This is a genomic window from Achromobacter animicus (assembly GCF_040775605.1).
Lineage (GTDB): Bacteria > Pseudomonadota > Gammaproteobacteria > Burkholderiales > Burkholderiaceae_B > Achromobacter > Achromobacter animicus.
The window spans coordinates 3,463,334-3,479,736 of the sequence record NZ_JAYGJK010000001.1 but is presented as its reverse complement, the minus strand read 5'-3'; the positions used below and the strand labels follow the sequence as shown (position 1 = coordinate 3,479,736).

Annotated in this window: 17 protein-coding genes; 8 read left to right on the top strand and 9 right to left on the bottom strand. The window is 65.9% G+C overall.

Translation table 11 applies throughout. The annotated features are described in order from the left end of the window. Nucleotides 1–19: 19 nt before the first annotated feature. The 4 genes from AB3147_RS15770 to AB3147_RS15755 all read right to left on the bottom strand — a co-directional run bounded on the left by AB3147_RS15770 (nt 20) and on the right by AB3147_RS15755 (nt 3,410). Entirely contained in the window at nt 20–985 is a 966-nt protein-coding gene (locus AB3147_RS15770; RefSeq protein WP_175183700.1) for a Bug family tripartite tricarboxylate transporter substrate binding protein, read from the bottom strand. 58 nt (nt 986–1,043) lie between these two features. After that, nucleotides 1,044–1,919 (bottom strand): NAD(P)-binding domain-containing protein, encoded by an 876-nt coding sequence (locus AB3147_RS15765; RefSeq protein ID WP_367352374.1) that lies wholly within the window; start codon nt 1,917–1,919, stop codon nt 1,044–1,046. A gap of 109 nt (nt 1,920–2,028) precedes the next feature. Further along, the gene (locus AB3147_RS15760; protein WP_367352373.1) at nt 2,029–2,709 is read right to left on the bottom strand and encodes an RraA family protein; all 681 of its coding nucleotides are present in this window, start codon (nt 2,707–2,709) and stop codon (nt 2,029–2,031) included. A 41-nt stretch (nt 2,710–2,750) separates the two neighbouring features. After that, nucleotides 2,751–3,410 carry an RraA family protein gene (locus AB3147_RS15755; RefSeq protein ID WP_367352372.1) on the bottom strand — a complete coding sequence of 220 codons (660 nt, stop codon included), beginning with the start codon at nt 3,408–3,410 and terminating at the stop codon, nt 2,751–2,753. Between the two features lie 129 nt (nt 3,411–3,539). Here AB3147_RS15755 and AB3147_RS15750 point away from each other — a divergent pair, with 129 nt between their 5' ends. After that, nucleotides 3,540–4,460, top strand: a complete 921-nt coding sequence (locus AB3147_RS15750; RefSeq protein ID WP_367352371.1) for a LysR substrate-binding domain-containing protein — start codon at nt 3,540–3,542, stop codon at nt 4,458–4,460. Between the two features lie 39 nt (nt 4,461–4,499). Here AB3147_RS15750 and AB3147_RS15745 read toward each other — a convergent pair whose 3' ends face one another. The 4 genes from AB3147_RS15745 to AB3147_RS15730 all read right to left on the bottom strand — a co-directional run bounded on the left by AB3147_RS15745 (nt 4,500) and on the right by AB3147_RS15730 (nt 8,296). Next, on the bottom strand, nt 4,500–5,456 hold the full coding sequence (locus AB3147_RS15745; RefSeq protein ID WP_367352370.1) for a tripartite tricarboxylate transporter substrate binding protein: 957 nt from the start codon (nt 5,454–5,456) through the stop codon (nt 4,500–4,502). 38 nt (nt 5,457–5,494) lie between these two features. Next, on the bottom strand, nt 5,495–6,463 hold the full coding sequence (locus tag AB3147_RS15740; protein ID WP_367352369.1) for a Bug family tripartite tricarboxylate transporter substrate binding protein: 969 nt from the start codon (nt 6,461–6,463) through the stop codon (nt 5,495–5,497). Between the two features lie 69 nt (nt 6,464–6,532). Next, on the bottom strand, nt 6,533–7,228 hold the full coding sequence (locus tag AB3147_RS15735) for an alpha/beta hydrolase (RefSeq protein ID WP_367352368.1): 696 nt from the start codon (nt 7,226–7,228) through the stop codon (nt 6,533–6,535). A 135-nt stretch (nt 7,229–7,363) separates the two neighbouring features. Beyond that, entirely contained in the window at nt 7,364–8,296 is a 933-nt protein-coding gene (locus AB3147_RS15730; RefSeq protein WP_367352367.1) for a LysR family transcriptional regulator, read from the bottom strand. Between the two features lie 115 nt (nt 8,297–8,411). On the opposite strand from AB3147_RS15730, the gene AB3147_RS15725 reads away from it, so the two are divergent. From AB3147_RS15725 to AB3147_RS15715, 3 genes are read left to right on the top strand one after another with little or no spacing between them, the layout of a single operon-like run. Continuing rightward, nucleotides 8,412–8,948: a phosphonopyruvate decarboxylase gene (locus tag AB3147_RS15725; RefSeq protein ID WP_105239255.1), complete on the top strand. Its 537-nt coding sequence runs from the start codon at nt 8,412–8,414 to the stop codon at nt 8,946–8,948. After that, nucleotides 8,948–9,547: a thiamine pyrophosphate-dependent enzyme gene (locus AB3147_RS15720; protein ID WP_367352366.1), complete on the top strand. Its 600-nt coding sequence runs from the start codon at nt 8,948–8,950 to the stop codon at nt 9,545–9,547. Before AB3147_RS15725 ends, AB3147_RS15720 begins: the two co-directional genes overlap by 1 nt. Before the next feature lie 51 nt (nt 9,548–9,598). Beyond that, the gene (locus AB3147_RS15715; protein WP_367352365.1) at nt 9,599–11,077 is read left to right on the top strand and encodes an aldehyde dehydrogenase; all 1,479 of its coding nucleotides are present in this window, start codon (nt 9,599–9,601) and stop codon (nt 11,075–11,077) included. 62 nt (nt 11,078–11,139) lie between these two features. On the opposite strand, the gene AB3147_RS15710 is transcribed toward AB3147_RS15715, so the two are convergent. Next, nucleotides 11,140–12,066: a LysR family transcriptional regulator gene (locus AB3147_RS15710; protein WP_367352364.1), complete on the bottom strand. Its 927-nt coding sequence runs from the start codon at nt 12,064–12,066 to the stop codon at nt 11,140–11,142. Between the two features lie 130 nt (nt 12,067–12,196). Here AB3147_RS15710 and AB3147_RS15705 point away from each other — a divergent pair, with 130 nt between their 5' ends. The 4 genes from AB3147_RS15705 to AB3147_RS15690 all read left to right on the top strand — a co-directional run bounded on the left by AB3147_RS15705 (nt 12,197) and on the right by AB3147_RS15690 (nt 16,387). Continuing rightward, entirely contained in the window at nt 12,197–13,438 is a 1,242-nt protein-coding gene (locus AB3147_RS15705) for an aconitase X (RefSeq protein ID WP_218344157.1), read from the top strand. A 3-nt stretch (nt 13,439–13,441) separates the two neighbouring features. After that, nucleotides 13,442–13,861, top strand: coding sequence for an aconitase X swivel domain-containing protein (locus AB3147_RS15700; RefSeq protein ID WP_367352363.1), 420 nt, complete (start codon nt 13,442–13,444; stop codon nt 13,859–13,861). 105 nt (nt 13,862–13,966) lie between these two features. Next, nucleotides 13,967–14,956, top strand: coding sequence for a Bug family tripartite tricarboxylate transporter substrate binding protein (locus AB3147_RS15695; protein WP_367352362.1), 990 nt, complete (start codon nt 13,967–13,969; stop codon nt 14,954–14,956). Between the two features lie 147 nt (nt 14,957–15,103). Then, nucleotides 15,104–16,387 carry a cystathionine gamma-synthase family protein gene (locus AB3147_RS15690; RefSeq protein WP_175121220.1) on the top strand — a complete coding sequence of 428 codons (1,284 nt, stop codon included), beginning with the start codon at nt 15,104–15,106 and terminating at the stop codon, nt 16,385–16,387. The last annotated feature ends 16 nt before the right edge of the window (nt 16,388–16,403 follow it).

Here is a 16,403-nt window from a genome sequence, read left to right as displayed (position 1 = left end):
GAATAGCTAAAAATCGGGTTCACTGCTTGGGAATGCCGGCTTCCTGCACGACCTTGCCGAAGGCGTCGTGGTCCGTGCGGTGGCGGCGCGCCAGGTCTTCGGGCGAGCCCTTGAGCACGCTGTAGCCGGCGTCTTCAAGCTTCTTGATCAGTTCGGGGTTGGACTGCACCTTCTGCAGCTCGCTGTTCAGCGCGGCGATCACGTCATCGGGCGTCTTGCCCGGGGCCATCAGGCCCCACCAGATCGACTGGTTGATGGTCGGAAAACCGCTTTCAGGAAAGGTCGGCACGTCGGGCAGGGCGGGCGAACGCTCGCTCGCGACGACGCCCAGCGCGCGCACCTTGCCGCCGCGGATCTGCGGCAGCAGCGACGCGACGGAGCCCACGTAGATGTCGATCCGGCCGCTGGCCAGGTCGGGGAACGCCTGGCTCCAGCCGCGGTACGGCACGTGCATCAGTTCCATGTTGGCGGCCTTGCGCCACAAGTAGCCGGTCAGGTCGCCCGTGCCGCCGATGCCGGGAATGCCGAGCGAAACCTGGTTGGGGCGCGCCTGCGCGGCCTTGACGACGTCGGCGATGGTCTTGAACGGCGAATCGGGCACCACGACGAAGACGCTGGGCGAAGACGCCACGGGGCCGACCGGCTTGAAGTCTTTGAAGGTGTCGTAGCTGAGCTTGCTGTAGAGCCAGGGGTTCAGCACGATGTTGTCGGTCTGCGCCATGACCAGCGTATGGCCGTCGGGTTGAGCGCGCGCCGTGGCGTCCAGCGCCAGGTTGCCGCCGGCGCCGGGCTTGTTCTCGACGACGATGTTCCAGCCGGCGTCCTGACTGATGGCGCTGCCGATCATGCGCGTCAGGGTGTCGGTGCCGCCGCCGGGGGGAAACGGCGAGATCAGGGTGATGGGGGACTTGCCCAGGTCGGCGCCATGCGCGGCGGCGCAGCCCAGCACGAGCGTTGCGGCCAGCAGTTTCTTGAACAGTTTCATTGTCTTCCTCACGAAGTGTTTGCAGATTCGGTCCGCGCTCTGTGGCGCGGTGGGGGTGTCAGGACTGGCGGGCCAGCGTGGTCAGCCAGGCCAGGCGCGCCTCGACCGTATCGGGCGCCGGGGCTTCGCCCTTGGCGCGCGCGGCCTCGATGCCACGGGTGGATCGCGCAAAGAGCTGTTCGACGCCATCAAGCACCAGCGGCTCAAGGCCCGCTTCCTGCAACTGGTCGCGCGCTTCGCGCACTTCGGCCAGCCGGCGCGGCGCATGCAGCACGTGCGAGCGCACGAACGAGTCCATGAACGCGGTCAACGGCGTGCGGTCGATGTCGGCCAGCACTTCGTACAGCGATTCGCGCAGACCCATGCGCTCGGCCGCCACCAGGCATTCGACGGCCAGGCTTTCCATGCCTTTGGTCATGATGCTGCGCAAGAGCTTCAAACGCACCGCGTCGCCGGGCTTGCCTTCGATGATCCGGACCGTGGCGCCCGCGCTTTCGCCCAGCGCCGTCACCACTGCCGCGCCCTCGCCGGCGCATAGCAGTGGCGTCTTTTCGGCGAGCAGGGCGATGGCGCCCATGATGGCCACGTCCATGAACGGGATGGCGCTCGCGGCAGCGGCGGCGGCCGCCTTCTGCATGTCGGGCGCGCTGGCCGTGGTGAAGTCGGCGTAGACGGCGCCGGCGCGCATGTGGGGAAAGGCCTGCGCGGCGACTTCCGCCGCGCTGTAGCCGTACACGGCCGAGACCACGACGTCGGCCTCGGCCAGCCAGGCGCCCGGTTCGGCATGCAAGGCCGCGTCCGCGGCCTTGGCGCGATCCGCCATTTCCGCGTCCGAGCGCAGGTCGCAGATGCCGACGATGCGATGTCCTGCGGCGATCCAGGCACGGGTGTAGCAGTGGCCGACCTCGCCGCATCCAATCAGTGCGATTTTCATCTTAGAAACACATAAAAAAAACAATACGTGTTTATAGATCGGCAATTTATGGGGCGAAAGGAGGTGTTTACCCTAGGTTTTTCATGTGCAAAGTACATTAAAAAAACAATCAGGCCTTGCGTTGCAGCAGGTGATAGCCCAGCGCGGCGCGCGCTTCGCGGATGGTCGCCCCCTGGCTGATCCGCTCGCGGATCGCGGCCTCCACGGCTTCGATCTTGCGCGCGGTCTCGGCCACTTCACGGGCGCGCTCGCGCGGAACGATCACCACACCGTTGGCGTCGGCCACCACGATGTCACGCGCGGCCACGCGCACGGTCCCCACCGCGACGGTGGTGTTGACCGACTCCACCTCCACCCGGTCCTTGCCGGTGCGCATGAAGCGGCCGGCGCTGAAAACCGGATAGCCGTCGCCCAGCGCCTTGCCCACGTCGCGGCACACGCCGTCAATCACGGTGCCGGCGATGCCGCGCAGGCCGGCGTATTGCGTCATGATGTCGCCCCACACCGTGCAGTCGGTGCGGCCATCGTTGTCGATCACCACGATGTCGCCTTCGGCGACCTCGTCGATGAAGTCGCCAACGGTGCCGGCGGGCGTCGCGGCAGGAACGTACCTGACCGTGAAGGCGGGGCCGACAACCGGGCGGGCATAGTTGTCCAGCGGCATGATGCCAAGCGCCTGGCCGTGCAGGCCCAGCTTGTCCATGGCGTCGGACACGCCCGGCGTATCCAGTCCTTCGAATAGGGCGACCAGCTCCTGGTCGTGTGCGGCGGCTCTCTTGGGGTTTGTCATCGTCGTTCCTTGGGTGAGTGGGGCAGCGAGGGCGCGTTGGATCACTTCGCGTGGATGGCTTCGAATTCCTTGTCGTGCATGACCTCGGCGACCGAGCGGCCCGCGCGCACGGCGGCGACCATGCCGTCCTGCCGCTTTGCAATGCGTTCGGCAAGATCCAGCACTTCATCGATTCGGGCGGCCAGCACGAACACGGCGCCGCACCGGTCCGCGATGACGTAATCGTCTTCATGCACCGTCACGCCGGCCATCTGCACGGGCTTGCCGGCATCGATCTGGATGACGCGGTTGCGGGCGCTGATCATGGTGACGCCGCGTCCATAGACGGGATAGCCGATCGATTCGCTGCCTTCGATGTCGCGGCTCAGGCCGTCGATGACCGATCCTCGCACGTGTTTGACACGCGCCGCATTGGCCAGAATGTCGCCCCAGCAGGAAATGCCCTCGGCGCCGCCGGCGATGACCAGCACGCGGTCGCCGGTCTGCACGGCGTCGATGACGGGAGAGATCAGATGCACGGCCGGCTTGGCGTCCGTCTTGGGACCCAGTTGGATGGTGCTGGCGCGGCCCACGATCTTCGGGCAGTCCCACAGCGGCCGCAGGCCGTAGGTGGCGCCGGGCAGTCCCAGAAAGTCCAGGGCGTCCGAGACGGTATTGGTGTCCAGCGAGGCAAGGCGGTCGAGCGTGGATGCTTGGGACATGGGGAAACCTCCTGAGTGAAGGCTTCATTATGGGAAGCGCGTCGTGATAGATAAATTCGTTTTCAAGTATCTCTGTGATACGGTTTCAGGATCAGCGCGGCAGCGCGCAACCGGCAACGAGGGCAGGGCATGAGCACGATCGACTTCAGGCTGATACGGCAACTGTGGATGTTTCTGGCGGTGGCCGAGGAACGGCATTTCGGACGGGCGGCAGCGCGGCTGGGCATGTCGCAGCCGCCGCTGACCGAGCAGATCAAGGTGTTGGAACAATCGCTGAAACTCCAACTCTTCGAACGCTCGCGCCGGGGTACGCAGTTGTCGGCGGCGGGCGCGGCGATCCTGCCCGCGGTGCGCCAGTTTGCCGGTCAGGTCGAACACCTGGAGCGCGTCGTGCGGGAGGTCGCGTCGGGCCAGTCGGGCGTGCTGCATGTGGGCGCGATCACCTCGGCGATGCTGGACACCGTTCCGCCGCTGCTCAATGAGCTGAAGCGGGCGCACCCGAGCCTGACGGTCTTCGTGCGGGAGATCGACAGTGTCGAGGCGGTGCCGGCGCTGCTGTCGGGAGAACTGGACATGGCGTTCGTGCGCATCGATGGCGACGTCGGCGAGGGCATCTCGACGCTGCCGTTGACCGAGGACCGGCTGGCCGTGGCGCTGCCTGACGACCACAAGCTGGCGGCGCTGCCTCGCGTGCGTCTTCAGTCGTTGGCGGCGGAGCAGCTTGTTATGTCGTCCCGGCAGGTGAGCCCCGTGTATTTCGACATGCTCACCGCGATCTGCCGCGCCCACGGCTTCACGCCCCGCGTGCTGCACGAGGTGCGGTCGGTGGCCTCGCAGGTCGCCTATGTGGGATGCGGCCAGGGCGTGGCGCTGGTGCCGGCGTCCATGAAGAAGCTGGCGCCGGCGAACGTCGTCATCCGGCCGTTGAAGGAAAAGATCATGGTGGTTACCGCCGCGTTGGCGTGGAATGCGGCGCGCTTTCACCCGCTGGTCGAGGTGGCGGTGCAGTGGCTTGAAAAGACGCATCGCAAGCGGCGTCCGGAAGGGTGATGCCAGGCGGCGCGGCAAGCGCTGCCCGGCGTCGGCCGCCTACTTTTTTGCGGCGGCTTCTTGCTCGAAGGCGCGTGTCTGCCGGGCCAGGCTGGCCCGCCATTCCTCGCCCGGCTGAAAGGCCAGCACGGCCGCGTCGCGCCCGGATGCCGCCAGGAAGGCGGGGTCCTGGAGGGTGTCCTGGAGCGCCTGTTCCAGCTTGTCGCGAATGGCGTCCGGCAAGGTTGCCGGGCCGCCCATGCCGCGCTCGGACGAATACAGCAGCGGCACCCCGGATTCCGTCGCGGTGGGGATGGCGTTATGGCGCTTGTCGCTGGCGATGGCGATGGCCTCGAAGGGGCCTTTCGGGTCGGCGAGTTCCGGCACCTCGCTCACGGTGATCAGGCCGTAGTTGATGTGATCGCCCAGGATCCCCAGGCGGATGTCGCCGCCGCCCTTGAACGGCACGCTGGTGCCTCGCACGTTCTGGCTGCGCTCCATGTCCATCAGCGCCAGATGTCCGGTCGTGCCGTCGCCGCTATGACCGAACGACAGCGATTCGGGCGACTGCTTCAGCTTCGCGACGAGCGCCGGCAGGTCATCCGGCGCGCTGGATCCGCGGCGCTTGATGAAGAGCAGCGGGTCGTCGACCAGACGGGCGATGAGCCGGACGTCGTCGGGCTTGTACTTCGCGCCCTTGCTGACGGGCAGGTACACGAAGCCGGGCGCGTTGATCATGCCCAGCGTGTAGCCGTCCGGCTTCGCGGCGGCCACGTAGCGCACCGCGATTTCTCCGCCCGCGCCGGGCTTGTTGATCACGATGATCCGCGCCTTGTCGCCCAAACGCTTTTCCATGTGCTGGGCCACCAGCCGCGCCATCACGTCCGTACCGCCGCCGGGGGCGAAACCCACCACCAGTTCGATCGGACGGTCGTCCGGCCACGCGGCATGCGCCACGTTGGCCGCCAGGGCAAGCGCCCCGGCCACGAGAACCCGCTGAAATTCGTTTGCCTTCATGCCTGTCTCCTTGAATGGCTGTCGTGCGCCCTCGCGCGTCAGTTGACCTGGATGCCTGCGGATTGGATGAGCTGGCGATAGCGGTCCAGTTCCTCCGCCCAGAACGCCGTGAACGCTGCGGGCGTGCTTTGACGCAGTTCCACGCCCATGGCGATGAGCCGTTGCGAATAGGCGGGATCGGACATCACGGCGTTCAGGGCGCTGCTCAGCTTGTCCACGATGGGCGCGGGCGTGCCTGCCGGCGCCGCCAGGCCGAACCAGGTGGTCAATTGCATGCCGGCCATGCCCAGTTCCTCGAACGTGGGCACGTCGGGGATGGCCTTGAGCCGGGCGTCTGAGGCAACCGCCAACGCGCGGACGCGCTGGCTCTGGATGTGCCCGATCGCGCCGTTGTCGAACATGTAGTCCAGCCGTCCGCCCATCAGGTCGGTCAAGGCAGGGTTGTTGCCCTTGTACGGCACATGCGTGACCTCGATCTTGTTGATCGCGCGAAACAGTTCGCCCGACAGATGTCCCGAGTTGCCGGTGCCGCCGGAGCCGTAGGTCAGTTTGCCGGGTTGCTTGCGCGCCGCCGCCACGATGTCGGCCGGACGCTTGAACGGCGAGTTCTCGGGGACGATGAGCACGCTGGGCACCAGCGCGACTTCACCTATCGGCGTGAAGTCCTTGATCGGATCGAAATGCACCTTGGCATACAGATTGGGCGCCGAGACGTTGGCCGAGCTGCTGGCCAGCAGGAGGGTGTAGCCGTCCGGCGCGGCGCGGGCGAATTGAGTGGTTGCGATGGTGCCGGAAGCGCCCGCCACGTTTTCGACCACGACCGTCGCATTCAGGCGCTTGCCCAAGGCATCGCCCAGCGAGCGGCCAATGGTGTCCGCCGAGCCGCCCGCGGGCCACGGCACGATGAGGCGTATCGGTTTGTCCGGATACGGGGCGGCCGCCATGACGGCCGCGCTGAACGCGGATACGAGGGCGCCGCACGCCCAACGCTTGATGGGAAAGCGCATGGTTGTCTCCTTGTTGAACCCTCCCTCTTGCTCGGTGGCGTGTCGGGGAGGTGTGAAAAGGCGCCGCGATCAATCTGTACGAGCCTTGGCGGCCTCCTTGGGAAGATGCGCAAGGACGAGTGACAGCAGCAGGTCTTGCGAATGGCTGAAAAAGTGGTCCGCGCCCGGCACGACGATGATCGGATGAGACGTGGGCCGTGCCCACGCCAGCAGCGGCGCCAAGGGCGCCTGCGTGTCCGATTCGCCATGGATCAGCACCACGTCGGCGGGCAAGGGGGGCGTGTCGTAGACCCGGTCTGCCTCGACGGCGCCAACCGGCAGCCCGGCCAGGATGAAGGCGGCAGGCGCGGCGTCCTGGTCGGCCAGCGCGCGAATCGCGTGGGCCAGGGCGTAAGCGCCGAACGAAAAGCCAATGAGCGCCAGCGGCGTATCGGGGGCTTCGGCACGCACGGCACGCACGACGGCAAGTATGTCGTCGGCTTCGCCCAGACCGTGGTCGTACACGCCGGCGCTGGCGCCCACGCCCCGAAAGCTGGGCCGTATCGCAAGCCATCCGGCGTCGCGGACGCCGTGCGCCAGTCGGTGCGGGATCTTGTGGCGCGGCGTGCCGCCCAACAGCGGTTGTGGATGGGTGATGATGGCCACCCCAACGCGCGACGTCGCGGGGCGGTCAATCAGCAATTCCAGCGGACCGGCCGGACCGGGGATAAGCCGTGTTTCCGTCCTTGCGCCGGCGGGGAGTTCGATATCAATCAGGTGGGACATGTCGGCCAGATAGCGCTTTCGGGTGTCCCAGATTAATCCGTTATGAAAAGGCCGAATAAATAGAATTTCGTGATGGAATTCATCACGGCGGGAGATGGCCCGGCCGGCGCGCGATCTATCCGGCGGGCCACGGGACTACTTGGCCAACCAGCGAGCGGAAGGCCAGCGTGCATTGCGCACTGCATCGCGGGCGCATTGGATCAATTCGTTCATGACGCAATGCACCGAATTGGCGATGGGGCGGGTGGCGGGTTGCGCCAGCACGATGCGCCGCACCAGCAGCGGATCCACGACCGGGGCAGCGGCCAGGATTGCGCGATCGACGTCGTCGGCCACGGCGATCGACGGCAGGATGGTGTAGCCGTGCCCGTCCAGCACCAGGCGCTTCTGCACGCTCATCGCATTGGTCTCGGCCACGATGTGCAACTCGGTCTCTTGTGTACGTGCAGCCTGCTCGACCAGCGACCGCAGTCCATGCGGCGCGCCCGGCAGCACAAGCGGCCGGCCGATGATGTCGGCCATGCGAACGGGCGTGCGGGTATCAAGTCCGCTGTCCGGCGGTCCCACGAACCACAGGCTCTCTTCCAGCAAGGTGCGGAACTTCAGCGCGGGATTCGGCTTGGAGTCGTACAGCAGCGCGATGTCAACGTCGCCGGTCTCCAGCCACGACTGCAGGTGCCCGGCATACCCCGACGTCAGCCGCAGGCGGATGCCGGGGAAGTGCGCCGCCACGGCGGACAGCAGCGCGCTGGACAGCATGTCTGCCGTGCTGGGCAAGAGGCCCACGGTGACGATGCCGCCCACCGTGCCGCTGGACGGCCGGATCTCGGCGCGGGCGCGGTCCAGTTCGTTCAGCGCACGCCGCGCATAGTCCTCGAGCGTCTTGCCGGCGTCGGTCAGTTCCATGCCGAGGCGTCCGCGCGTGAAGAGCGGCGTGCCGATATCGTCTTCCAGCAGCTTCAATTGCCGGGAAACCGCCGGCTGCACGATGTTCAGCAAGCGGGCGGCGCTGGTCACGCTGCCGGTCTCGGCCACGGTGACGAACGCCTTTAGTTGCTTCAAATCCATCTGCGGCTCCGGGTATGCGCAAGGGTGATGATTTCCATCACGAAATTCTATTTAGTTGGCGATTCTATAGCGACATAAGATACCTCGCAGCACTTAGCCACCGGGAAACCCACTCATGACTTCAACTACCACCGAGGCCCCTGCCTGGCAGCAAGCCGCGTTCGACGCGCTGAAAGCCGGCGGCATCCGCCAGATCGCCTACGTGCCGGACGCCGGCCATTCCTATGCCATCCGGCAGGCGCAACTAGATCCGGAAATCACCGACGTGGTCCTGACCACCGAAGAAGAGGGCGTCGCCGTCGTCAGCGGCGCGTGGCTGGGCGGCCAGCGCGCCGCGCTGCTGATGCAAAGCAGCGGCGTGGGCAATTGCGTGAACATGTTCTCGCTGCTGCGCAGCTGCAACTTTCCCTTCCTCACGCTGGTGACGATGCGGGGCGAGTACGCGGAATTCAATCCGTGGCAGGGGCCGATGGGCAAGACCACCCAGCAGGCGCTTGAACTGATGGGCATCACGGTGCTGCGGGCGTCGAACCCCGACGAGGTCGGAGAGATCGTCAGTGCCGCTGCCGATTCCGCATTTCTGGCCGGCGAGCAGGTGGCCGTCCTGCTGTCGCAAACCTTGATTGGACGTAAGAAGTGGGAGCGCAACTGATGTCGACCACCTTGAATGCTTCGGGCGCCGTGGACCGCCGCGCCTTCGTGTCGCAACTGATCGCGGCTTCGCCGGACGCGCTGATCGTCTCGGGCCTGGGCTCGCCATCCTATGACGTCTATGCCGCGGGCGACCGGGACAAGAATTTTTATCTATGGGGCGCCATGGGCGGCGCCGCGGCGCTGGGGCTGGGCCTGGCGCTGGCGCAACCCGACCGGCCGGTGCTTGTCATCACCGGCGACGGCGAACAGTTGATGGGCGTGGGCACGCTGGGCACCGTCGGCGCCAAGCAGCCCAGGAACCTGACCATCGTGGTGCTGGACAACGGCCACTTCGGCGAGACCGGGATGCAGCGCAGCCACACCAGCCTGGGCACAGACCTGGTGGCCGTGGCGCAGGGGTTTGGCATCAAGGACGCGTTTGCCGTCAAAGAAACGGGCAGGGCGGGCGAGGTCGCCGAGCGCGTGATGGCGCGCCGTGGCGTCGCCTTCGCCCAGGTGTTCATCAATCCGGACGAACCGCCGCGCGCGCTGCCGCCGCGCGACGGTGTGTACGTCAAGAACCGCTTCCGGGCCGCCCTGGGATTTTCGACGTTCTGAGCAGCGGCAGCCCCTTGGGCTGTCATGCTGCATTCAGGCCAGGAGGCTGTGATGAAGACTTACTCAATGCGGATTGCGGGGGCGCCGGCCGCAGCGATCTCGGGCGAATGGTTCGAGACGCAGAACCCCTATACCGGCGAGGCCTGGGCGCGGGTCGCGCGCGGGGCCGCGCAAGACGTCGATGTGGCGGTGCAGGCCGCCCATTTCGCTTTTTCGGAAGGACCGTGGGCAGAGCTGACCGCCACCGAACGCGGCCGGTTGCTGTATCGACTGGCTGATCTCATCGAACGCGATGCACGCAAACTCGCGGCAACGGAGGTCCGGGACAACGGCAAGCTGTACGCCGAGATGCTGGGACAGCTGACGTACCTGCCGCAATGGTTCCGCTACTACGGCGGCCTGGCGGACAAGATCCACGGGTCGACGCTGCCCTTGGACAAGAAGGGCTATTTCACCTACACGCGTCACGAACCGCTGGGCGTGGTGGCGGCGATCACGCCGTGGAATTCGCCCTTGCTGCTGCTGGGCTGGAAGATTGCGCCGGCGTTGGCAGCCGGCTGCACGGTGGTCGTGAAACCGTCGGAGTTCACGTCCGCCTCCACGCTGGAATTCGCGGAACTGTTCGACGAGGCAGGGTTTCCGCCGGGCGTGATGAACGTGGTGACAGGCTATGGCCAGGAGGTGGGGGCCGCGCTCGTCCAGCACCCGCTCGTGCAAAAGGTCACCTTCACCGGGTCGGACCAGACCGGCCGCCTGATCAACGAGCAGGCCGCGCGTCTGCTAAAGCACACCTCGCTGGAACTGGGCGGCAAGTCACCCAACATCGTCTTCGAGGACGCGGACCTGGAACAGGCCGTGTTCGGCGCGATCTCGGGCATCTTCGCGGCAAGCGGGCAAACCTGCATTGCGGGCTCGCGCCTGTTGCTCCAGGACAGCATCTACGATCGCTTTGTCGAAAAGCTGCTGTCGCTGGCGGGTGCCGCGCGCATGGGGGATCCAATGGATCCGGCCACGCAGGTCGGGCCCGTCACGACGCCGCCCCAATACCAGAAGGTGCTGGATTACATCCGCATCGCGCGGGACGAGGGCGCAACCCTGCTGTTGGGCGGCAAGGCCGCGCAACGGCCGGAATGCGGCAAGGGGTGGTTCGTGGAACCGACCATCTTCGGCGACGTGCGCAACGACATGCGCATCGCCCAGGAAGAGGTGTTCGGGCCGGTGCTGTCCATCATCCGCTTCAAGGACGAAGCCGAGGCGCTGCGGATCGCCAATGATGTCCGCTTCGGACTGGCCGCCGCGGTGTGGACCCAGGACATCGCCCGAGCCATTCGGATGTCGGAGCGCTTGAAGGCCGGCACGGTATGGGTGAACACCTACCGTGCGGTCAGCTTCATGGCGCCCTTTGGCGGCTACAAGGATTCGGGGCTGGGGCGCGAGAACGGCATGGACGCCGTCAAGGAGTTCCTGCAGGTCAAGAGCGTCTGGCTCAATAGCGGGGCGACCGCCAGCAACCCGTTTGTGCTGCGTTGAACTGGCATTGGCGGCCACGGACCGTGGCTCGCCTGCCTGCTTCTTCGATGCCCGCCGCCGCGCTACGCGCCGCCGCCGCGCGTCGACTGTGCATCCGACTGGAAGATCTTGCCGAAATCGCATTGTTCCTGCGCCAGCGCCGCGATGGCTGAAATCAGGTTGCTGGGACGGTCGCCGCGAAAGACCGCCGCGTAGGCGGCAGGTGGCAGGGCGGGCGTCACCGTCAAGATTTCCAGCGCGCCCGACTCCACCATGGGCGCCAGAAAGGTCTTGGGCAGATAGCTGATGCCCATGCCTGAGATCGCCAGGCCGATCAACGCCACCAGGCTGTTGCTCAGCACGGTCTGCTCGGGCTGCACGCCCACCGAACGAAACCACCGGTTGTAGAGCTGGCCCGTGCCGGAACGCTCGTCCTGCGTCAGCAGCCGGTGCTTGACGAGGTCCTGCACCTTGAGGCGCCGCCGCGGCGCCAGCCCCGGCTTGCACATCCATGAGTTGACGACCTGCCCGACCCGGCGCGACACGAAACGCTGGTCGTCGAAGACGTCCGGCACGATCATCAGGTCCACTTCGTCGGCGAGGAGCTTGTCGCGCAGGATGGCGCTGGTATCGACGTGCGGCTCGATGATGACCCGGGGATAGCGCGCCTGGATTGCGCTTACCAGTCTTGGCAACCAGGTCATGGCCGTCAGTTCCGTGATGCCGATGCGAACGTGGCGCTCCATGACGTCCGGGCGCTGGAACTGCTCGATCGCCGCATCGCGCTGTTCCAGCAGCCGTTTCGCCAGCAGGAACATCTCTTCGCCTTTCTCCGTCAGCCGGGCCGTCCGCAACGTGCGGTCAAAGAGCGGCGTGTCGAAGAGCGCTTCCAGTTCCTGCACGCGCTTGGACACGGCCGATTGCGTCGTGTGCAGCCGGTTGGCCGCTGGTGCAAAGCCGCCAAGCTGGACGACCCAATACACGGCTTCGAGTTGCTTGAACGTGATCAACGGCGCCTCCTTCGTGGCCAGAATAGATCGAATTCAGGAATCCGATCGGATTCCAATTTATCGCTTTTATTGATTTAACGCCGCGCTCAGAATTTGTGCCTGAGGATTCGAACGCATTGGAGGCGTACATATGTTTCTTACGGAAGAAGAGTCGGCGATGCTGACGGGCGGCAAGGGACCAGCCGTGCAGAAGGCCATGGAAATCCTGGTGGCGTTAGGCGAGAGCTTTGGCGCCAAGCGCCTGCTGCAGGTCAGCAACGTTCATATGGCGGGTTCGTCCGTCCTCGTCGCGGAGGAAGCCGGCACGCGTTTTGTCGAAGACATCAAGCGGCAGGGCGGCACGTTCGTCACCCGGGTGACGACGAACCCGACGGCGGTCGACCCGGTGCAGTGGCGCGAGATCGGCATCCCCGAATCGGACAGCGCGCTGCAGACGCGCCTGACGGACGCCTACGCCGGCATGGGCGCCAACACCTGCAACACCTGTATTCCCTATCTGGTCGGCAACAGCCCGCGCTTCGGCGAGCACATGGCCTGGGGCGAGTCGTCGGCCGTGGTGTACGCCAATTCGGTGTGCGGCGCGCGCACAAATCGTGAGGGGGGCCCCAGCGGCCTGGCAACGGCGCTGACCGGACGCACGCCGGAGTACGGATTTCACCTGACGGAGAACCGCTACGGAAAACTGCTGGTCAAGGTCGAGACCACGCTCGACGACATGACCGATTACGGCACGTTGGGCTACTTTGCCGGCCGCATCGCCGGGCAGGACACGCCGGTCTTCACGGGCATTCCTTCCGATCCTACGCTGGAGCAGTTGAAGGCGCTGAGCGCCGCGTTGGCGGCTTCCGGTGCGGTGAGCATGTTCCATGCGGTCGGCGTCACGCCCGAAGCGCCCACGCTTGAGGCGGCCTTCGGCGGCAACGCGCCTGAAAAAGTGCTGGTGTTTGACGACGCCGAAAAGAAGAAGGCCGAGGCGGCGCTGAACAAGGAGCCCTCGGATCACGTGGACTGGATTCTGGTGGGCTGTCCGAATGCCTCGGTGCAGGAGATCCGCGAGGTGGCCGAGGCGCTGGAAGGCAAAAGCGTGCACCCGGAGGTCGCGTTGTGGGTCACCACGGCCGGCGCCATGTATGCCATGGCCGAGCGCATGGGGTACATCCAGACGATCAAGGACGCGGGCGGGACGGTCGTGCGGGAAACGTGCCCATTCCTGGCGCGCAGCCGCGTGATCGCGCCGGCGAAGGGCTATCGGACGTTGACCACCAACTCCGCCAAGATGGCGTTCTATGCCCCCGGTCAGTTCGGACTGCCCACCCATTACGGCAATCTCGATCGCGTCATGCAGGCCGCAGTCAGCGGCGTCTGGAGGTAAGCCATGATCCAAGCCAAACGCATCCTCACCGGGCGCAAGATTGTCAAGGGCAAGACCAGCGGACAGGCCGTCGTGACGGCAGAGGCGATCAGCTTCAACGGCGGCGTCGACAACATGACGGGCATCGTCACGGAACCCGGGCACGAACTGGAAGGCGTGAACATCGCCGGCAAGGTGCTTGTGTTTCTAACCGGCAAGGGATCGACCGGCGGCTCCTACAAGATCTACGACATGGTCTCGCGCGGAACGGCGCCACTGGCGTTCGTGCAGGTGACGCCGGAACCGATCACGACGATCGGGGCGATCATCGGCGCCATTCCTGTCGTGGCCGGGCTGGACGAAGACCCGACCAAGGCCATCGCCACGGGCGATTGGCTGGACGTGGATGCCGAAGCGGGCACCGTCGTGGTCACACCGCAATAGCAGTCCGCTCGCGGCGTCAGCCGCACCCTTCACCGGCCTTCGGGTAGTTGCGCAGACGACGCGACGCCCGGATCGGCCGTGCTTATTCCAATCAAGGAGACAACCATGACTTCACGCGCAATCATCGCCCTTGCCTTGGGCGCCTGTCTTGGCGCGGGCGCCCCGGCAGCGCACGCGGCTCAGCCCGACGCGGGCGCCGACTGGCCGACCCGCAAGGCCATCACGATGATCGTTCCTTTTGCGGCCGGCGGCAGCACGGATGCGACCGCGCGGCTGCTCGCCGAACATCTGTCCCGGCAACTCAAGCAACAGGTGGTCGTGGAGAACCGCGCGGGGGCGGGCAGCAACCTGGGATCGAGCGTGGCGGCGCGCGCCACGCCCGACGGCTACACGCTGCTGCTGGCCACCAGCACGATCGCCACCAACGTGACGCTGTACAAGAACATGGGCTTTGACCTGCGCCGTGACCTGATTCCCGTGTCGCAGATCGCGTCCATTCCAAACGTGCTGACCGTGAACAACAACGTGCCGGCCAAGTCGCTCACGGAGTTCATCACGCTGGTTCAGAAGAAGGACGCGCCGGTGAACTACGGTTCCGCGGGCAACGGGTCGGCCTCGCATCTGTCCGGCGCGCTGTTCAACGCGATGGCCAAGGGCGACATGGTCCATGTGGCGTACAAGGGCGGGGCGCCGGCGAACGTGGACCTGATGGGCGGCCAGGTGCAGGCGGTGTTTTCACCGTTGGTGGAAGTGCTGTCGTACCTGGAAAGCGGCAAGCTGCGCGCATTGGGCGTGACCACCCCGGAGCGCTCGCCGCGCCTGCCCGATGTGCCGGCGGTGGGTGAAGCGCTGCCTGGATTCGACGTCTCGCTGTGGAACGGTGTGTTCGTGCCGGCCGGCACCCCGCCCGCCGTCGTCGATGGGCTCGCCCGGGCCCTGAAGTCGGTGACGCAAGACCCGGCGTTCCGCAAGGTGCTGCTGGATCAGGGTTCCGCGCCCACGAGCCAGTCGCCTGCGGAGTTCAAGGCCTTCCTGGACCAGGAAATCGACAAGTGGGCCAAGCTGGTGAAGCTATCTGGGGCAACGGTGGACTGAGGCCGGGCGCCGCCTCTCGGAAATGCTTCGGCTGCTGCCGGCGCGCACGTCACAACCTGCAATATCTCCCTCGCGCCTCGGCGTTATTGTCTGGAAGATGCGTGACGCGCCCGCCCGGTCGGCTGGAACACCAGAATGAGGCACACCATGACTTACTCGAGCTATCACAAGAAGGACATCTTCGGCCGCCCCTTGCATGCCGAGACGCAGATGATGTCCTATGGCTACGATCCCTATCTGTCCGAGGGGGCGGTCAAGCCGCCGGTGTTTCTGACGTCCACCTTCGCGTTCCGCACCGCCGAGGACGGCGCGGCGTTCTTTGACTTGGTGTCGGGCCGCAAGCCCTTGCCGCAGGGCGAGACGGCGGGGCTGGTGTACAGCCGGTTCAACCATCCGAACCTGGAAATCGTGGAAGACCGGCTCTCGCTGCTGGACGGTTCGCAGGATGCCGCCGTCACTTCCAGTGGCATGTCTGCGATCAGCGCAGTGCTGATGGCGTTTCTGCGGCCGGGCGACCAGCTGGTGCAGTCCGTGCCGCTCTATGGCGGCACCGAGACGCTGATCGGAAAGATCTTTCCGGAGTGGGGCGTGGGTTCGCATCCCGTGGCGGACGGGCTGTCGCCGCGCAACATGCGCACCGCGCTGGAAGAGGCCGCAGCCAAGGGGCCGGTAAAGCTTTTCTATGTCGAAACGCCCGCCAATCCCACCAACGCGCTGTTCGATTTCGAGGCCATGAAAAACGAGCTGGACGCGTTTGAAACGCGCCACGGCTACCGGCCGATCTCGGTGTGCGACAACACGCTGCTCGGGCCGATCTTCCAGAAGCCGGCGGAGCACGGGGTGGATCTGTCGGTGTATTCGCTGACCAAGTATGTTGGCGGCCATAGCGATCTGGTGGCGGGGGCGGTCACCGGCAGCAAGGAGCTCATCAAGAAGGTGCGCGCGATCCGCAGCGCCTTCGGGTCGCAACTGGATCCGCATTCTTGCTGGATGATCACGCGGTCGATGGAAACGGTGGTCCTGCGCATGAAGCAGGCGGCACGCACGGCAACCCGCGTGGCGGAATGGCTGGCGGGCAATCCGCACGAAAAGGTGCAGGTATTCCATCCGGAACTGATCGCCGATCGCGCCTACCAGGAGGTGTACAAGCGGCAATGCACCGGGCCGGGTTCGACGTTCGCCTTCGTGCTGGACGGCGGCCGCGAGCGCGCCTTCCGCTTCATCAATGCGCTGCATCTGTTCCGTTCGGCGGTCAGCCTGGGCGGCACGGAGACGCTGGTGTGCCATCCGGCGTCGACCACGCATTCCGGCGTGCCCGCGGCGGAGCGTGATGCCGCGGGCGTGTCCGAAGGCCTGATCCGGGTGTCGATCGGCCTGGAGCACGAGGAAGACCTGATCGCGGACATGGACCACGCATTCCGCAACGGCTGATCGGTACAGGCAGAGC